General features: G+C 63.5%; 15 protein-coding genes and 1 pseudogene. 7 read left to right on the top strand and 9 right to left on the bottom strand.

The features are described 5' to 3' along the window. Positions 1–169 precede the first annotated feature (169 nt). On the bottom strand, positions 170–580 hold the full coding sequence (mscL, locus tag KVO92_RS21680; RefSeq protein ID WP_217477662.1) for a large-conductance mechanosensitive channel protein MscL: 411 nt from the start codon (positions 578–580) through the stop codon (positions 170–172). 212 nt (positions 581–792) lie between these two features. Here mscL and KVO92_RS21685 point away from each other — a divergent pair, with 212 nt between their 5' ends. Next, the gene (locus tag KVO92_RS21685; protein WP_217477663.1) at positions 793–1062 is read left to right on the top strand and encodes a YdcH family protein; all 270 of its coding nucleotides are present in this window, start codon (positions 793–795) and stop codon (positions 1060–1062) included. A 116-nt stretch (positions 1063–1178) separates the two neighbouring features. Here KVO92_RS21685 and KVO92_RS21690 read toward each other — a convergent pair whose 3' ends face one another. Further along, the gene (locus tag KVO92_RS21690) at positions 1179–1613 is read right to left on the bottom strand and encodes a CopD family protein (RefSeq protein ID WP_217477664.1); all 435 of its coding nucleotides are present in this window, start codon (positions 1611–1613) and stop codon (positions 1179–1181) included. Between the two features lie 115 nt (positions 1614–1728). Here KVO92_RS21690 and radA point away from each other — a divergent pair, with 115 nt between their 5' ends. After that, positions 1729–3090: a DNA repair protein RadA gene (radA, locus tag KVO92_RS21695; RefSeq protein ID WP_217477665.1), complete on the top strand. Its 1362-nt coding sequence runs from the start codon at positions 1729–1731 to the stop codon at positions 3088–3090. A gap of 10 nt (positions 3091–3100) precedes the next feature. On the opposite strand, the gene KVO92_RS21700 is transcribed toward radA, so the two are convergent. From KVO92_RS21700 to KVO92_RS21725, 6 genes and pseudogenes are all read right to left on the bottom strand, one after another. Next, on the bottom strand, positions 3101–3469 hold the full coding sequence (locus KVO92_RS21700; RefSeq protein WP_217477666.1) for a PilZ domain-containing protein: 369 nt from the start codon (positions 3467–3469) through the stop codon (positions 3101–3103). Positions 3470–3526: 57 nt separating this feature from the next. Beyond that, entirely contained in the window at positions 3527–3988 is a 462-nt protein-coding gene (locus KVO92_RS21705) for a methyltransferase family protein (protein WP_217477667.1), read from the bottom strand. A gap of 107 nt (positions 3989–4095) precedes the next feature. Then, positions 4096–4734, bottom strand: a complete 639-nt coding sequence (locus tag KVO92_RS21710) for a response regulator (RefSeq protein WP_217477668.1) — start codon at positions 4732–4734, stop codon at positions 4096–4098. Between the two features lie 31 nt (positions 4735–4765). Beyond that, the gene (locus KVO92_RS21715; protein ID WP_217477669.1) at positions 4766–6118 is read right to left on the bottom strand and encodes a cache domain-containing protein; all 1353 of its coding nucleotides are present in this window, start codon (positions 6116–6118) and stop codon (positions 4766–4768) included. Positions 6119–6257: 139 nt separating this feature from the next. Further along, the gene (gene glyA, locus KVO92_RS21720; protein ID WP_217477670.1) at positions 6258–7511 is read right to left on the bottom strand and encodes a serine hydroxymethyltransferase; all 1254 of its coding nucleotides are present in this window, start codon (positions 7509–7511) and stop codon (positions 6258–6260) included. Positions 7512–7678: 167 nt separating this feature from the next. Then, positions 7679–10297: pseudogene (locus KVO92_RS21725) on the bottom strand (sensor domain-containing protein); the annotation flags it as partial. A 569-nt stretch (positions 10298–10866) separates the two neighbouring features. Between KVO92_RS21725 and ettA the strand changes: the two are divergent. From ettA to siaD, 5 genes are all read left to right on the top strand, one after another. Further along, a complete protein-coding gene (ettA, locus tag KVO92_RS21730) occupies positions 10867–12534 on the top strand; it encodes an energy-dependent translational throttle protein EttA (protein ID WP_217477671.1) in 1668 nt (555 codons plus the stop codon). A gap of 156 nt (positions 12535–12690) precedes the next feature. Further along, the gene (siaA, locus tag KVO92_RS21735; RefSeq protein ID WP_217477771.1) at positions 12691–14682 is read left to right on the top strand and encodes a biofilm regulation protein phosphatase SiaA; all 1992 of its coding nucleotides are present in this window, start codon (positions 12691–12693) and stop codon (positions 14680–14682) included. A 28-nt stretch (positions 14683–14710) separates the two neighbouring features. Then, complete coding sequence (gene siaB, locus KVO92_RS21740) at positions 14711–15256, top strand: biofilm regulation protein kinase SiaB (protein ID WP_217477672.1); 546 nt, start codon at positions 14711–14713, stop codon at positions 15254–15256. Between the two features lie 20 nt (positions 15257–15276). Next, positions 15277–15654: a biofilm regulation phosphoprotein SiaC gene (gene siaC / locus KVO92_RS21745; RefSeq protein WP_217477673.1), complete on the top strand. Its 378-nt coding sequence runs from the start codon at positions 15277–15279 to the stop codon at positions 15652–15654. A 9-nt stretch (positions 15655–15663) separates the two neighbouring features. Then, positions 15664–16449, top strand: a complete 786-nt coding sequence (gene siaD, locus KVO92_RS21750) for a biofilm regulation diguanylate cyclase SiaD (RefSeq protein WP_217477674.1) — start codon at positions 15664–15666, stop codon at positions 16447–16449. Between the two features lie 4 nt (positions 16450–16453). On the opposite strand, the gene KVO92_RS21755 is transcribed toward siaD, so the two are convergent. Then, complete coding sequence (locus tag KVO92_RS21755; RefSeq protein WP_217477675.1) at positions 16454–16960, bottom strand: gluconokinase; 507 nt, start codon at positions 16958–16960, stop codon at positions 16454–16456. Positions 16961–17073: the final 113 nt, after the last annotated feature.

Genomic DNA, 17073 nt, shown 5'->3' on the forward strand with positions numbered 1-17073 from the left:
CGGCCATCGCCTTGCCCCGAGCCTGAAACGACCGCGCTGCAGGAGCGCCCTGCCCTTCGCCATGTTCAGGCACGCCGCGCGCCGATAGGCGCCGCTCGGCACCGGCGCGCCCAGCCGAGCACCGGCACCTCTCGCGCCACGCCCGATCAAACCTGAGACGGGAAAGCCCTCAAACGTCGTTGCGCGCGCGAAGCGCGTCGCGGATTTCGGTCAACAGCACTTCCTCCTTGCTGGGAGCCGGTGGCGCTGAGGGCGCTTCGGCTTCCTTGCGCTTGAGATGATTGATGCCTTTGACGGCGAGGAAGATGGCGAACGCCACGATGGTGAAATCGAACACCGTCTGGATGAAGCGCCCATAGCTGAGGGTGACCGCCGGCGTATCGCCGACCGCCTGCTTGAGCACGATAGCCAGGTCGGAGAAGTCGACGCCACCGATCAGCAAACCCAGTGGCGGTGTCACCACGTCGGCGACGAACGACGAGACGATTTTAGTGAAGGCGGCGCCGATGATGATACCGACGGCCATATCGATGACGTTGCCTCGAACGGCGAACGCCTTGAACTCATTGAGCATACCCATCTGTATGTTCCCTTTGGTCAGTGGAGGAATTCGGAGTCGGAAATTCGCCGTAGCGCTTCAACCCTGTGCAGCATAGGCGGGGTTCAAGCGGCGAGCCAGAGAGGTTGGTCGACGAGCGGGACGCACCAATGGCGCCGGCTTGATCGCCGTCAAAAGAGATCATGGGCGGCAGCGCTAACGTACGGCTCCCTATACTCATCTGGAGCGCCATCATGCACGTCGAACACCACCCTCTGACCAAGGATTTCCCTGAAAAGCGCGAACAGCTCCAGTTGCTGCGCCAGCAGGACCCCGCTTTCGCGCGCAAGGCCGAGCAATACGAAGCCCTGGACAAGCAGATCTGCCGCGTGGAAGACGGTGTCGAAACCCTCGATGACGATGCGTTGAGCGCCCTCAAGCTCGAGCGCGTCACACTCAAGGACGCCATCGCGCGTGATCTCAAGCGCGCCAGCGGTAGCTGCTGTGGCGGTTGCTGCGGCTAAGCGGCATCGCGCCGACATGACGGGCATCTGCAACAGGTGCCCATCGAGCGATCACCCCTTGTAGGCCAGGCTCGGCCAATGACATCACACCGACGAGCGATCGGACCTGGCCGCGCTCAAACCAGCCCACCAAAGCGGAAACCGGCGCCCACCCAGACAAAGGCCACCGCCGTCAGGGTGATCAATACGATATGCACACCGAGTTGCGTGAGTCGCTGCGCATCGAGCTTCGGGATGATCGCCAGCCGCGCATGCACGCCCAACACCGCGGTGAAGGCCAGCAGTACCAGCTTGGCCTGGACCAGGTGAGCGACGGGCGAGCCGCCGAACCATTGCGCATGCGGCAACCACTGCCCCGCCAGCCAGATGCCTGTCACGATCTGCAACAGTAACGCCGGGATCCCGACTCGCTCATAAAGCGCTTCGAATGCGCGCACCGGCTGCACGTCGCGGCGACGTAACGCGCCGGGCAATACGCTTAGCAGCAATACCAGATGGCCGCCGACCCAGACGCTGGCGCCGAGAAGGTGCAGAAACAACATGTAGCGCATGGGGCGACTCCTGTTCGATTTGTTTACAGTCTGGCGGCTCTGAAAGCGCTTGTGGCTGATGGCGATCAAGTCAGCCGCTATCATGCGACTCCACCTATCCGACGCGGAGTTCCCCATGGCCAAGGCCAAGCGTATGTATGGCTGCACCGAATGTGGCTCGACCTTTCCGAAATGGGCCGGTCAGTGCGGTGACTGCGGCGCCTGGAACACGCTGGTGGAAACCGTGATCGACGGCGCCGCGCCCCCGTCAGGGCGAGCCGGCTGGGCAGGCGATAAGGCCAACATCAAGACCCTGGCCGAAGTCAGCGTCGAAGAAGTGCCTCGCTTCTCCACCGCCTCCGGCGAGCTGGATCGCGTCCTCGGCGGCGGCCTGGTCGATGGCTCGGTCGTGCTGATAGGCGGCGATCCCGGCATCGGCAAATCGACCATCCTGCTGCAGACCCTTTGCAATGTGGCTCGCCAGTTTCCGGCACTCTACGTCACCGGCGAAGAATCGCAGCAACAGGTCGCCATGCGCGCACGACGCCTGGACCTGCCGCAGGACCGGCTCAAGGTCATGACCGAAACCTGCATCGAATCGATCATCGCCACGGCCCGCCTGGAAAAGCCCAAGGTGATGGTCATCGACTCGATACAAACGATCTTCACCGAACAATTGCAGTCGGCACCGGGCGGTGTCGCTCAGGTGCGCGAAAGCGCCGCATTACTGGTTCGTTTCGCCAAGCAGAGCGGCACGGCGATCTTCCTGGTCGGCCACGTCACCAAGGAAGGTGCACTGGCCGGACCGCGCGTGCTCGAACATATGGTCGATACGGTGCTCTACTTCGAGGGCGAATCGGATGGGCGCCTGCGTCTGCTGCGCGCCGTGAAGAATCGCTTCGGCGCGATCAACGAGCTGGGTGTATTCGGCATGACCGACAAAGGGCTCAAGGAGGTCACCAACCCCTCGGCGATCTTCCTGACCCGCGCGCAGGAAGCGGTGCCTGGCAGCGTGGTCATGGCCACGTGGGAAGGTACCCGGCCAATGCTGGTGGAAGTGCAGGCGCTGGTCGACACCAGCCACATGGCCAATCCGCGGCGCGTCACCCTGGGGCTCGATCAGAATCGCCTGGCCATGCTGCTGGCCGTGCTGCACCGCCACGGCGGCATCCCGACCTACGATCAGGACGTGTTCATCAACGTGGTCGGCGGCGTGAAGGTGCTGGAGACGGCCTCGGACCTGGCGCTGATGGCGGCGGTGATCTCCAGCCTGCGCAACCGACCGCTGGACACCGATCTGCTGGTCTTCGGAGAAGTCGGTCTGTCGGGGGAGATCCGCCCGGTGCCGAGCGGCCAGGAGCGGCTGAAGGAAGCCGCCAAACATGGCTTCAAGCGAGCCATCGTGCCCAAGGGCAATGCACCGAAGGAAGCACCCGCCGGGTTGCAGGTCATCGCCGTGACGCGCCTCGAGCAGGCGCTGGACGCGCTGTTCGAATAACGCGCTGCGCTCAGGGCTCGCCGAGCGCAGCCAGTTCGCGCTCGAGCAACGCCTCGTCACCGAGGTTGAGCTCGACCAGCCGCCGCAGGTGGCTGATGGAAACCACATCGATATGCCGGCACACCAGGCCGATCAACTCCCCTTCGCTATGGGACATCTCGACCTGCATGCGCACCTCGGCATCATCGGCCAGCCGTATGCGTGCCTCGAATGGCTGATTCGGATCGGCGTCCCAGTCGGTCGGGCGATGCACCAACAGCCCCTTCAGGGAAACATCGTGCAACTCGACCGGCCAGCGGCGCGCGCCCTGCTCCAGCTCGGTTTGCGCATCGAAGGCGATGCGCTGAAACCGTCGACGATCGCTGTTTGTTTCGCTCATCAAGATCACTCCGGGAGAATTTCCGTTAACTATAGGCCACCCAGGCGTGCGGCAGGCTCACAGCCAGCGCCGTACCCGCCGCCGGTAGGTCCGGTATTCATCGTCGAACAATCGCGTCAGCAGCTGTTCTTCATGCACGATCACGGTGCGCTGCATGCAGTAGATCAGCAGCGGTAGCAGCAACCAGGGCCAAAGGCTGTCCATCAGCACGCCTACGCCGCAGTAGATCAGCGTATCGGCCAGGTAGATCGGGTTGCGCGAGAAAGCGAACGGACCCGTCTGCAGCAGACTGCTCGGCTTTCCGTAAGGGTTGATGGTGGTGCGATGGCGAAACATCTCCCAAGCCGCCCAGACCATCAGCAGACCGCCAAGGGCGATCGCGCTCCAGCCGGTGTACGCCACGAGTTCATGGGGAGGCAGATCGAGCGGCACCCATCGGGCCAAGGCCCAGGCGCAGCCAATGAAAACCAGGTAGACCAGCGGCGGTGGCGGAATCGCTCCGACAGACTTAACAGGCATGACGCATCCAAAATGAAGAGATGAACAGCGCGCCCCGCGGCAGCGCGACGCTGCCCTCGGTGATCGACGTATCGAATCGCAGCCTGGTTCGAACCTAAAAGTCGGCGTTAGTGCTGGCCCGGCAGCCAGCCATGCACCATTGCGTGCTTCATCAGGTCCGCCGGTCGGTCGATGTCGAGCTTGCGGCGGATACTAAGCCGGTGGGTTTCCACGGTCCGCACGCTGATCTGCAGGGCGCGCGCCATGGTCTTGTTGTTGTGCCCCTGCGCGAGCATCAGCAGCACTTCCCGTTCACGGGGGGTCAGCTCGCGCTCTTCGGCGTTACGGCTGGCCAGCTTCTCGGCGACGCCCTCGCTGTAGTACGTGTCCCCGGCGGCGATGGCTTCGATGGCCACGATGATCTCGCGTGACGGTGCGTCCTTGAGTACGTAACCGCGGGCGCCAACCTTCACCGAGGTGTTCACGTACTCCTGGTTGTCATACATGCTCAGGATCAGCACGCGAATGTCCGGAAAGTCGCGGCGCAACGCCTGGGTCAGCTCGAGGCCGTTGATGTCCTTGAGCCCGATGTCCATCAGCACGACATCGACCGCTACGCGATTGAGCAGCTCCAGGGCTTCGGCGCCGCTGCTGGCCTCGCCGACCACATCCAGTTCGGGCACGGCCATCAACAATGCGCGGATACCGTCCCGAACCATGACATGGTCGTCGATCAATACCACCTTGATACGTGCTTGCGGGTTCATTGTGCGAGCCTCTTGTTGTTGTCGACGGAAGTCAGCCGGGGTGCGCCGGCAAGGTTACGTCCAGCTCGGTGCCACCGGCTTCGGAGGTCAGGCTGAAGCGCCCTCCAAAGTGCTCCACCCGCTCACGGATGTTGCGCAAACCGATGCCGCCGCCCTTGATGCTGTCGAGCTTGCGGGGATTGAAGCCGATCCCGTCGTCCCTGACCCTCAGGCGCACTGAAACGCCATCACCGTCCAGACTGATACGGACCTGCCGCGCGCCCGCGTGACGCTCGATGTTGGTCAGGGCCTCCTGCAGCACGCGAAACAGTGCGACCGCCACCGAGTCGTCAGGTGCTCCGTGGCCGAGGTTATTGGTATACCGCAGGGTCAGGCCACTGCGCTGCTCGAACTCGGCGACAAGCTGGCCAATGGCCGCCGACAGCCCAAGGGTATCAAGCAGCGAGGGATGCAGGTCATGGGAAATTCGTCGCACTTCCCCGATAGCCCCGGCCAGTCGTTCGACGCCGGTATCGAGGGTGGTCAAGGCTTTGGGACTGCCGCTGGCCAGTTCGTGACTGGCCAGCTCGAACTGAAACTTGATCGACACCAGCAATTGGCTGATGCCATCGTGCAGCTCTCTGGACACGCGAGAGCGCTCCTCCTCCTGCAGGCTGACGATACGCTGGGTCAGCAACTGCAACTTGCGGTCAGCCAAGCGCCGCTCGCTGACGTTCAGCGTCAGGCCGCTGGCGAACACCAGCAGCACCGCGACCAGCGCCACCCCGGCGATCGCCAGCATGGTGGTATGGATACCGCTGGACACCTCGTTGCGCACGTTCAGAATCGCCTGATCCACGTCCTCGAGATAGAGTCCGGTGCCAAGCATCCAGCCCCAGCGTTCAAGCATCACCACGTAGGCAAGCTTGGCCGCGAACTGCCCGGTAGAAGGCTTTTGCCAGGTATAGCGCTGGAAGCCGTCGCCGCGCTGCGCGCTGCGCATCAGTGCCTGGATCACCGGCAGGCCGTTCGGATCCGTCATGTTCCAGAGATCCTGCCCGACCAGTTCGCTCTGGCGCGGATGCATCAAGCTGCGCCCGCTACGGTCGTAGACGAAAAAATAGCCATCGCTGCCGAAGCTGAATCGGCTCAGCGCGGCCAGCACCTTCTGCTTGGTTTCGTCGTCATCCAAACCGCTGTCGTAGAGCGGTGCGATGATGCTGGTGGCCATTTCCACATAGTTCTTCAGCTCCGCCTGCTTGCTCGCCAGGATGCTGGCCTCGATCAGTTGTGCCTGCTGCTCGCCGAGCCGCTGGTTCTGCACGATCACCAGGGCACACACGACCGCCACGGCCAGCAGCAATGGCAGGATGCTGAGTGCGGCGATCTTGTGCTTGAGCTGCATCGAGCCTCTCCGAATCAGGCAAGCCTCAGGCGGCGCAACGGCAATGGTGCCTCGGACGGCGACCGCGTCCCGTCGCGCCCGCGCCTGGACAAACAAAAAAGCCCGGCAATGGCCGGGCTTTCGCTACTGCTGGTCGTGCTTAGTTACCGTAGACCGGGAACTTGGCGCAGATGGCCTCGACCTTGCCACGCACCGCCTCGATCACCGACTCGTCGCCCATGTTGTCGAGAATGTCGCAGATCCAGCCAGCCAGGTCGCGGCACTCGGTCTCACCGAAGCCACGCGTGGTGACCGCCGGCGTACCGATGCGCAGGCCGGAGGTGACGAACGGAGAACGCGGGTCGTTCGGCACGCTGTTTTTGTTCACGGTGATGTGAGCATTGCCCAGCGCCGCGTCGGCATCCTTCCCGGTGATGTCCTGCTTGATCAGGCTGAGCAGGAACAGATGGTTCTGCGTGCCGCCGGAGACGACATCGAAGCCGCGCTGGATGAACACGTCGGCCATGGCCTGGGCGTTCTTCACGACCTGCTGCTGGTAGGCCTTGAATTCAGGCTGCAGCGCTTCCTTGAAGCACACGGCCTTGGCCGCGATGACGTGCTCCAGCGGGCCGCCCTGGGCGCCGGGGAAGACCGCGGAGTTGAGCTTCTTCTCGATCTCCTCGTTCTTCCTGGCCAGGATCAGGCCGCCACGCGGGCCGCGCAGGGTCTTGTGGGTGGTGGTGGTGACGACGTCAGCGAACGGCACCGGGTTCGGGTAGACACCCGCGGCAACCAGACCGGCCACGTGCGCCATGTCGACGAACAGGTAGGCACCGACCTTGTCGGCAATGGCGCGGAAGCGCGGGAAGTCCAGTTGCTGCGAGTAGGCCGAGAAACCGGCGACGATCATCTTCGGCTTGTGCTCGACGGCCAGGCGCTCGACTTCGTCGTAATCGATCAGGCCCTGGTCGTTGATGCCGTACTGCACGGCGTTGTACAGCTTGCCCGAGGACGACACGCTGGCGCCGTGGGTCAGGTGGCCGCCGTGGGCCAGGCTCATGCCGAGGATGGTGTCACCGGCGTTGAGCAGCGCCAGGTAGACAGCGCTGTTGGCTTGCGAGCCGGCATGCGGCTGGACGTTGGCGTAGTCGGCGCCGAACAGCTCCTTGGCGCGATCGATGGCCAGCTGCTCGACCACGTCGACATACTCGCAACCACCGTAGTAACGCTTGCCCGGGTAGCCTTCGGCGTACTTGTTGGTGAGCACCGAACCCTGGGCTTCCATTACCGCCGGGCTGGTGTAGTTTTCCGAGGCGATCAGCTCGATGTGGTCTTCCTGGCGCTTGGCTTCCTGCTGCATGGCAGCGAAGAGATCGGCGTCGAAACGGGCGAGGGTCAAATCACGGCTGAACATGGCGGTCCTCAGAGTCAGCTGGCGGTAAAAAGCGAGCCGCAGAGTCTACCTCATCCGCAAAAATGCGGGTATGAGGACTGGTCATCTGCAACATGAGCGCCGCGCTAGGCGCCTGCGTGCAGCAGCCTGTCGCCGTTCCGCTCCGGTTGCACAGATCAGCTCGGCGCTCAGGCCCCGTAGCCAGCAACGACCTCGCCCAAGCATGCTGCCGGCATCGGGCGGCCAAGATAGAACCCCTGCACTTCATCGCAGCCATGCGCCTGGAGGAAATCCAGCTGCAACTGGTTTTCCACCCCTTCGGCAATCACCGCCAGCCCCAGGCTATGCGCCATGGCGATGATGGCACGGGCAATCTGGCCGTCCTGCTCGCCGGCGGGCAGCCCATCGACAAAACTGCGGTCGATCTTCAGCACGTCGATGGGAAACTGCTTGAGGTAATTGAGCGAGGAATAGCCGGTGCCGAAATCATCGATCGCAATTGATGGCCCGAGCCGCTTGAGCGACTCGAGCGTACGCAGCGCCTCCCCCACGTCCTGCATTAGGATGCTTTCGGTCAGCTCCAGCTCGAGGCGAGCCGGTTCGATGCCGCTCGAGGCGAGAATCTTAGCGATACGCTGACCGAGCTGGCCGTCGGCGAACTGCCGGGCCGACAGATTCACCGCAACCTTCGGCACCCTGAGCCCCGCTCGTTCCCACGCCAGGAGCTGCCGGCAGGCCTCGGCCAGCACCCAGTCACCGACCTCGACCACCAGCCCCAACTCCTCGAGCACCGGAATGAACGCCGCCGGCGACACCAGGCCACGGTCCGGATGCTGCCAGCGCAGCAATGCCTCGACGCCGGTCAGGGTCCGACCGTCGGCCAGCAGCTGCGGCTGATAATGCAGCACGAACTGCTGTTGCTCGAGGGCATGCCGCAGGTCGCTTTCGAGCTCCAGTCGCTCCAGTGCGCTGGCGTTCATCTCAGCCTGATAGAACTGGAAATTGTTCTTGCCGCGTTCCTTGGCGTGGTACATCGCCGTATCGGCATTCTTCATCAGCTGGCTGAGGTCGTCGCCATCCTGCGGGCTGAGGGCGATGCCGATGCTGGCGGTGACGAAGAATTCACGCCCGGACAGCACGAACGGCTCGCTCAGGCTGGCCAGGATGCGCTCGCCGACGTGAATGGCGCGCTTGAGCGCCTCCTCGCGATCATTGCCTGGATGCAACAGGAAGGTGAATTCGTCGCCGCCCATGCGCGCCACCGTATCGTCCGCATCGACACAGGAGGCCAGTCGCATCGCGACCTCCTTGAGCATCCGGTCGCCGGCGGCATGACCGAGCGAGTCGTTGATCGGCTTGAAGCGATCCAGGTCGAGGAACATCAACACCACCCAGCCCCCGCGTCGCGCCGCCAGCTGCAGACTGCTGTGCAGACGGTCCTGAAACAGCGTGCGATTGGGCAGTTGGGTCAGGCTGTCGTAGTAGGCCAGACGATGGATGCGCTTCTCGCTGGCCTTGCGCTCGCTCATGTCGCTGAAGAAGCAGACATAGCTGACCAGTTCATGCTCGGCGTCGCGCACCGCGGTAATGCCGACCCAGCACGGGTAGGTATCGCCGTCCTTGCGCTTGAGCCAGAACTCGCCCTCCCAGGTCCCGGCCTGCAGAATCTGGTCGCGAACGAAGGTCATGTGGTTGGCTTGCTGGCGATCGGCGCTCAGCGCCATCGGCAGCTTGCCCAGCATCTCCTCGCTGCCATAGCCGGTAATACGCTGGAATGCCGCGTTGACCTGGACGATCCGCCCGTCCGGGTCGGTGACGACGATGGCCGCCGTGGAATGGTCGAATACGGTCGCGGCGCGGCGCAGCTCCGTTTCGGCCTGGCGCTGCTGACTGACGTCACGACCGATGCACAGGGTTCCGTCGAACCGGTTGTGCTCGTCCCAGATCAAAGTGATGCGCAATTCGATAGCGACCGGGCGACCGTCCGCGGCGCGACAATCGAAATAGAGGGTCTCGCCTTGCAGGCTCTGGCCGAGTTCGGCCAGGGCAAGCGGGTTGGTCGAAGCCCTGCGCACGCGGCGCATCAGCTCGTAAAAACGCGCGGCCTGGCGGGGTTTCGTCACCACCCGGTCAAGGCCGTGACGCAGCGCCCAGTCCGGGCTGTAACCCAGCACAGCCTGGATGGACGGGCCGACGTAGTCGATCCGCACCGAGCTATCGGTGGTGAAGATGACATCTTGCAGGCTGTCAGCGAGCATGCGATAGCGGCGCTCGCTGTCGCGCAGCGAGTGGCTGTGCTCGATGTCCGCGGTGACATCGCGGGCGACGCCAATCAGCCGCCAGATCCGCCCTCGTGAATCGCGAGACAAGACCCGCTCGCAGAGGCTGAACCAGCGCCAACTGCCATCGCGGTGCCGCCAGCGCAGCAACGCCTCCTGCCCGACGCCTTCGCGCATCGAGCCGCGCAGCGCCAGCAGACGCCAGATGTATTCCTGATCGTCGGGGTGACTGATGCGCTGCCAGAAGGCATTGCCATCCTCGCCGCGCTCGGCCTCGCTGTAGCCCAGCCGCGAGGCCAGATTGCTGTTGCTGTAGACCAGCTTGCCGCTCTGCAGATCCTGCACATAGAGGGTGTCGGGCACCGCCCGGAGCACCTCGGACCAGAAGCGTTCGCGCTCGACCAGCGCCGTTTGCGCCTGCCGCTCACGGGTGATGTCGCGCATGACCCAGACGAAGCAGGAGGGCTGCGAATCGCGCCCCAGGCAAAGCGCACCGCGGGCGATGGAAAACAGGCGGAACTCGCCGCCCTGCAGCAAACGTACGGGCGGGAGGCAGACATCGCTTGCCTGATCGACATCGAAGGCCTGCGGATCGAGCGCCGGTAGCAGGTCCTGCAGCCGATAACGCGATACCTGCTGGCTGCCCAGGCCGAACATCTTCTCCGCCTGACGATTGAGGTGCTGCAGCCGGCCGGAGAAATCGCTGATCAGCACCCGCTCGTCAATGGCGTCCAGCGCGGCAAGCGAATAACGCAGCGCCTGCCAGCGAGCGTCGAAGCGTCTGGGCAACAGCCGAGCGCCTAGCCGAGCCACAAGCCGGACCAGCGGCGCGAAGCCTACGGAACGGGACGCCTGCAGTGGAGATGTGTTGTCGTCAGTCAAACTGTCGAACCTGTGCAAGAGGGCGACAATAGCCCTGCGGCGTATGCGTGAATGGCGCTAAGCATGCCCTGCACCAAGGCAAAACGCCACCATCGAATGCGGAGCGCCTGGTTTGCCCTGCCTGACGCATTCCGGTAGCTTTGCCGGATTGTCCCGATCGTCCGCCACGACGGGTTTTTCATCCTCTTTTTTCTTCGTCACGGGCATTCGTCTCCATGGCTCAATACGTCTATACCATGCACCGGCTGAGCAAAGTCGTTCCGCCGAAGCGTGAAATCCTCAAGAACATTTCCCTGTCCTTTTTTCCGGGTGCCAAGATCGGCGTGCTCGGCCTCAACGGCGCGGGCAAATCCACGCTGCTGAGGATCATGGCTGGTGTCGACAAGGAGTTCGACGGTGAAGCCCGCGCCATGCCCGACCTGAACGTCGGCTATCTGCCGCAGGAACCCGAGCTCGATCCGAGCAAGACCGTTCGCGACGTCGTCGAAGAAGCCGTCAGCAGCATCAAGGATGCCCAGGCGCGCCTGGACGAAGTCTATGCCGCCTACGCCGAACCCGACGCCGATTTCGACAAGCTGGCCGCCGAACAGGCCAAGCTCGAGGCCATCCTGCAGGCCAGCGATGGCCACAACCTCGAACGCCAGCTCGAAGTGGCCGCCGACGCCCTGCGTCTGCCGCCGTGGGAGGCCAAGGTCGAACATCTGTCCGGTGGCGAGAAGCGCCGGGTCGCGCTATGCCGTCTGCTGCTTTCGGCACCAGACATGCTGCTGCTGGACGAACCAACCAACCACCTGGACGCCGACTCGGTGGCCTGGCTGGAGCACTTCCTTCACGACTTCCCCGGCACCGTCGTGGCGATCACCCACGACCGCTACTTCCTCGACAACGTCGCCGGCTGGATTCTCGAACTCGACCGCGGCGCGGGCATCCCTTACGAGGGCAACTATTCGGGCTGGCTGGAAGCCAAGTCCGCGCGCCTGGCGCAGGAATCCAAACAGCAATCGGCCCATGAAAAGGCGATGAAGGAAGAGCTGGAGTGGGTGCGCAAGGGCGCCAAGGCCCGCCAGGCGAAATCCAAGGCACGCCTGCAGCGCTTCGAAGAGCTGCAATCGCAGGAATTCCAGAAGCGCAGCGAGACCAACGAAATCTACATCCCGGCCGGTCCGCGCCTGGGCGACAAGGTCATCGACTTCAAAAACGTGACCAAAGGCTACGGGGATCGCGTCCTCATCGACAACCTGTCGTTCAGCATGCCCAAAGGCGCCATCGTCGGTGTGATCGGCGGTAACGGTGCGGGCAAATCCACGCTGTTCCGCATGATCATGGGCAAGGAGCAACCGGATTCGGGCAGCATCGAGATCGGCGAAACCGTGCAGGTGGCCTGCGTCGACCAGAGCCGTGAAGACCTGGACGGCAGCAAGACCGTATGGGAAGCGGTGTCCGACGGCTCCGACATGATCCGTATCGGCAATTATGAAGTCCCTTCGCGCACCTACGTCGGACGCTTCAACTTCAAGGGCGGCGACCAGCAGAAGTTCGTCAAGGACCTGTCCGGTGGTGAGCGCGGTCGTCTGCACCTGGCGCTGACCTTGAAGGAAGGCGCCAACGTGCTGTTGCTCGACGAACCCTCGAACGACCTGGACGTGGAGACCCTGCGCTCGCTGGAAGAAGCGCTGCTGGACTTCCCCGGCGCCGCCATCGTGATCTCCCACGATCGCTGGTTCCTCGACCGCGTGGCCACGCACATCCTCTCCTACGAGGACAACGGCGACATCGTGTTCTTCGAGGGCAACTACACCGAGTACGAGGCCGATCGCAAGAAACGGCTGGGCGATGCGGCCTCTCAACCGCATCGGGTCAAGTACAAGAAGCTCGCCCAGTAGCTTCGATCTTCAACGGAGCCGCAAGGCTCCGTTTTTGCGTGACGAATCGCCTCTGGTGGCCAATTGCTAGATGCCGGATAATTGCGCGCCTCGAGAGCAGATTCACCCATGCGGAACGCCCGCAAGGCGTCGCGACAGGAAGGGATAGACACCGACATGGCAGCACTGGGCTTACGCGGGAAATCGTTGCTGGTGCTAATGCTGACCTTCCTGCTGGCCATCGGCGTGACGGTGCTGGTCGGGCAACAAGCCCTGCAAGGCGTACAACACCGTTTCGGTGAGGCCTACGCGCGCAACGTGGTGCAGCTCAACCGTGAGCGGCTGTTCGCACCGGTGACTCGCGAACTGGCCCTGGCCCAGCGACTGGCGGAATCGCAGATCACCCGCGCCTGGCTCCTCGACGAAGACGACGCCGCCCGCCGCGAGTTGTTCTTCCGCGAGGCCGCCGGCTACCAGCGGGCACTCGGTGACCATTCCTACTTCGCCGCGTCGGCCGCGACCCATCGCTACTACTCCAACGGCGATCAGCAGGCACCCAGCGAACAGCCTCGTTACGTAATGAAGCCCGACAACCCCGATGACGAGTGGTTCTATGTCACGCTGCGCTCGGATGCGCCCTACCACCTGAACGTGGACCGCTCGGTCGTCACCGGCGATCTGAAGATCTGGTTCAACATCGTCACCCGTGATGGCGACCGCCCCCTCGGTATCGTCGGTTCGGGCATCAGCCTGAAAGCCTTCGTTACCCAGTTCATCGAAGAGAACAAGACCGGCGTCGAGTCCATGGTGCTGGACAGCTTCGGCTCGATCCTGGTCCACCCCAACCCGAACCTGGTCACGCTCAACGCCGATACCTCGCAAGGGCGCTCGCTGTCCACCAACCTGCTGGGCCTGCTCGATGACATCGATCAGGCCCAGGCGCTGCGTCAGGCGATGGCTTACAGCCGGGAGCATCCCGCCGAGACGGTCACTCTGGAGACGAGCCTCGATGGCGAGCCACGTCTGCTGGCTCTGACCTGGATTCCGGAGCTGCAATGGTTCGTCGCCAGTGCCGTCGACCTGCGGACCGCCCAGGTAATCGAGCTCAAGCCATTGCTGCCCGCGCTCGGTGCCGTCCTGCTGCTGTTGGCGGTACTGATTCTGTTGGGTGCCTGGTTGGTCGACAAGCGCCTGCTGAGGCCCCTGCGGCAGTTGCGCAAAAGCGCTCAGGCGATCGCTGCCGGGCAGTACGAAACGCCGCTGCCGCTTCACCGCGACGATGAAATCGGCGAGCTGAGCGCCGCGTTCAGCAGCATGGCGCAGCAGGTGCGCAGCCACACCCACGAGCTGGAGAGCCGGGTTCAGGAGCGCACCCGCGCGCTGGAGCAGGCCAACCGGGAAATGGCCGCGGCGCACAAGAAGATCGACGACTCGATCGACTACGCCAGCCTCATCCAGCACGCCATCCTGCCCAAGCGGCAACTGGTCGCCGACCTCGATGATCGCCATGCCGTGCTCTGGCATCCGCGCGATGTGGTCGGCGGCGATTTCTACGTCTATCGCGCCACAGCCCAGGGCTGCCTGCTCGGTGTGGTCGACTGCGCTGGCCATGGCGTACCCGGCGCGCTGATGACCATGCTCGCCCATGCCGCCATCGAGCAGGCGATTTCAGATGCCGGCCTTGGCGACCCGGCCGCGATCCTTGCACGCACCGATGGCATCGTGCGCAGGATGCTGCGCGACGACAGCACCCAGCATGCCCTGGCCACCAACATGGACGTGGGCCTTGCCTATGTCGACGTCGAACGCCGTCGGGTGATCTATGCCGGCGCTAAGATCGCGCTGTATTACAGCGACGGCGAGCATCTCGATGAACTGCCAGCCGGGCGCCGCGCGGTGGGAGATCGCCGTGTCGGCGAATACCACAACGCCGAGGTCGAACTGAAGCCGGGGCGTACCTTCTATCTCGCCACCGACGGCTTCCTCGATCAGGCTGGCGGCGAGCTAGGCTATGGCTTCGGCAACAGCCGCTTCGCCGAGATGATCCTGCGTCACGCCCGCCTGCCGCTGGCCGAACAAGGCGCCGCGTTCAGCGCGACCCTGGCCGAATACCAGGGCGATTATCCCCAGCGTGACGACATCACCATGTTGTGTTTCCGTTTCGATTGAGCGCCATCCACCGGAGTCGAGTCGCCCCATGGAAAATCTTGACCTCTTCGCCATGCGCGAAAGCTACAACAGGCAGCAGATCATGCTGTGCTTCAACGGGCCGATCTCGCGCAGCCTGATCGAGGAAATCGGCAACGCCCTGCGCAACTACCTGGCCGCCGACCACGCCAATCCGTCGTCGGCCATGGACGTGTTCGCCGTCTATATCGAAATGACCCAGAACATCCGCCACTACGCGAAGGTCCGAAACTGGGCCGACCAGGAAGCCGGCGCCACCGTCGTGGTCGCCCGCAATGACAGCGACGGCCGTTATGTCGTCTCGGCCGGCAACCTGATCGAGACCGCAGATGGCGAAGCGTTGATCGCTGCCATCGAGGAGCTGGCGAGCCTGGACAAAGCCCAGCTCAAGGCCAGGTACAAAGAACAATTGCGCAAGCCGCGCGAAGACAACACCGTGAGCGGCGCCGGGCTGGGCCTGATCGACATCGCCCGTAAATCCAGCGAGCCACTCAAGGCCTCGTTGCAAAGCGTTGCCAACGGCCGCTCGTTCATCAGCCTGAGCGCGGTCATCTGACTTACAAGAGCCAAATGCACATGAATGATTTCTCCATTGCCGGCAGCCAGTCATCGCCTGCCATTCAATCCGATTGGGCCAACGGCGTGCTCTCCATGCAGGGCGATTCCTACCCGGAAAACTCCTACGAGCTGTTCCACCAGGTCATCGAGTGGATCGAGCGTTACCTGGCCGAAGCGGACCGCCCGCTGCGCCTGGAGTTGCACCTGCTGTACCTCAACACCAGCAGCATCAAGGCGGTGATGGACATCTTCGACCTGCTCGAAGCGGCGCACCAGCAAGGCAAGTCGGTGGCCGTCAACTGGCATTACGATCGGCGCAACGAGCGCGTGGTGGAACTGGCCGAGGAATTCAAGGAAGACTGCACCTTTCCATTCATGATCCTCAGCGACGAATAGAAGGTCTGTATGCGCGGCCAAAAGCCTCTGGAAAGCCAGGTCCTGGAGTCCTTGTCCGACCCCCGGAATCAGGACCATCCGCTGCACGAAGCGCTGAGCCAGCTGTGGGAAGCGCATCACGCCCTGCTCAACCGGATCGAGCGGATCGCCCGTGTCTCCGACGGCTATCAGAGCATCGTCCGGGACCGCGAGATGACGCTTTCGGCGCGCTTTGAGAAACAGCTGCGGCAGCTGGAAAAGGTCGCGCGCATCTCTGATCGCTACCAGATGATGATGCGCGACCTGAATATCGCGCTGAAAGAGGCCTCCACCCACGACGCGCTGACCGGGATCGCCAATCGCCGCCTGCTCACCGAGCGCCTGCGCGACGAAACCGAGCGGGCCAAGCGTTATTCGCGCCCGCTGTGCATCGTCATGATCGATATCGACCGCTTCAAGGTCATCAACGACCAATATGGCCATGAAGTCGGTGACCACGTGCTGATGGACGTGGTACGCGTGATGGAAGCGGAAATCCGCGAGCACGATCTGTGCGGCCGCTGGGGCGGCGAAGAATTCCTCGTCGTGATGCCGGAGACCACCAGCGCACAGGCCGTGACGGTCATGGAGCGGCTGCGTCATGCCGTTGCCAAGCTACGCATTCGGATCAACGACGATTCGCTGTCCGTCACGGTGAGCCTGGGCATGGCGGAACTGCGCGCTGGCGAGAACTACTCCACCGCCATCAACCGTGCCGACGTGGCCTTGCTACGCGCCAAGCGCAACGGCCGCGATCGCTACGAAATGGCGGACTGACCCTTCAGCGATTCGCCCCATCCAACGGCAGGCGCTCGACAATCGCCTCGACGATCTGCTCGGGCGCGGGCCGAATGTCCACCCGCATGGCCTCGCGCTCGTCGGGGCGTTCCAGCGTCTGCAGCTGGCTGCGCAGCAGGCGGGGGTCGAAGAAATGCCCGCCACGCCGGGACAGCCGCTCCAGCAGCAGCTGCTCCGAGCCGTCCAGATAGATCCAACACAGGTCCTCGTGATCAGCGCCGAGCAGCTGGCGGTAGCGGCGCTTGAGCGCCGAACAGGTGAAAACCCAGTCATGACCCTGCTCCCGTCGCGCCTCGATCGCCTCGTGCATCGCCTGGAGCCAGGGCTGGCGGTCTTCGTCATCGAGCGGGACGCCCTCGGCCATCTTCTGCTTGTTGGCGTCGCTGTGAAATTCATCGGCATCGGAGAAGCCCCACCCCAGGCGGGCGGCCAGCTTCTTGCCTATGGTGGTTTTGCCGCTGCCGGCAACACCCATGATGATCACGATCACTGACTGGCACCTTCTTTCGCGGTGGCGATTGGGCTGCGATCCCCGGCACCCACGCCGTCGAGGCGGGAGCACGACACTTCCAGCCTTCGGTCACGCAGGCGGTGCGAAGTTCC

The sequence above is a fragment of the Stutzerimonas stutzeri genome, assembly GCF_019090095.1.
Lineage (GTDB): Bacteria > Pseudomonadota > Gammaproteobacteria > Pseudomonadales > Pseudomonadaceae > Stutzerimonas > Stutzerimonas stutzeri_AN.

Bases quoted from the DNA above. Each gene is read 5' to 3' on its own strand.
- KVO92_RS21705 (WP_217477667.1), bottom strand. From the start codon at position 3,988: ATGCCTGTTAAGTCTGTCGGAGCGATTCCGCCACCGCCGCTGGTCTAC.
- siaC (WP_217477673.1), top strand. From the start codon at position 15,277: ATGAATGATTTCTCCATTGCCGGCAGCCAGTCATCGCCTGCCATTCAA.
- KVO92_RS21715 (WP_217477669.1), bottom strand. From the start codon at position 6,118: ATGCAGCTCAAGCACAAGATCGCCGCACTCAGCATCCTGCCATTGCTG.
- KVO92_RS21685 (WP_217477663.1), top strand. From the start codon at position 793: ATGCACGTCGAACACCACCCTCTGACCAAGGATTTCCCTGAAAAGCGC.
- ettA (WP_217477671.1), top strand. From the start codon at position 10,867: ATGGCTCAATACGTCTATACCATGCACCGGCTGAGCAAAGTCGTTCCG.
- KVO92_RS21710 (WP_217477668.1), bottom strand. From the start codon at position 4,734: ATGAACCCGCAAGCACGTATCAAGGTGGTATTGATCGACGACCATGTC.
- radA (WP_217477665.1), top strand. From the start codon at position 1,729: ATGGCCAAGGCCAAGCGTATGTATGGCTGCACCGAATGTGGCTCGACC.
- siaA (WP_217477771.1), top strand. From the start codon at position 12,691: ATGGCAGCACTGGGCTTACGCGGGAAATCGTTGCTGGTGCTAATGCTG.
- siaD (WP_217477674.1), top strand. From the start codon at position 15,664: ATGCGCGGCCAAAAGCCTCTGGAAAGCCAGGTCCTGGAGTCCTTGTCC.
- KVO92_RS21700 (WP_217477666.1), bottom strand. From the start codon at position 3,469: ATGAGCGAAACAAACAGCGATCGTCGACGGTTTCAGCGCATCGCCTTC.
- mscL (WP_217477662.1), bottom strand. From the start codon at position 580: ATGGGTATGCTCAATGAGTTCAAGGCGTTCGCCGTTCGAGGCAACGTC.
- glyA (WP_217477670.1), bottom strand. From the start codon at position 7,511: ATGTTCAGCCGTGATTTGACCCTCGCCCGTTTCGACGCCGATCTCTTC.
- siaB (WP_217477672.1), top strand. From the start codon at position 14,711: ATGGAAAATCTTGACCTCTTCGCCATGCGCGAAAGCTACAACAGGCAG.
- KVO92_RS21690 (WP_217477664.1), bottom strand. From the start codon at position 1,613: ATGCGCTACATGTTGTTTCTGCACCTTCTCGGCGCCAGCGTCTGGGTC.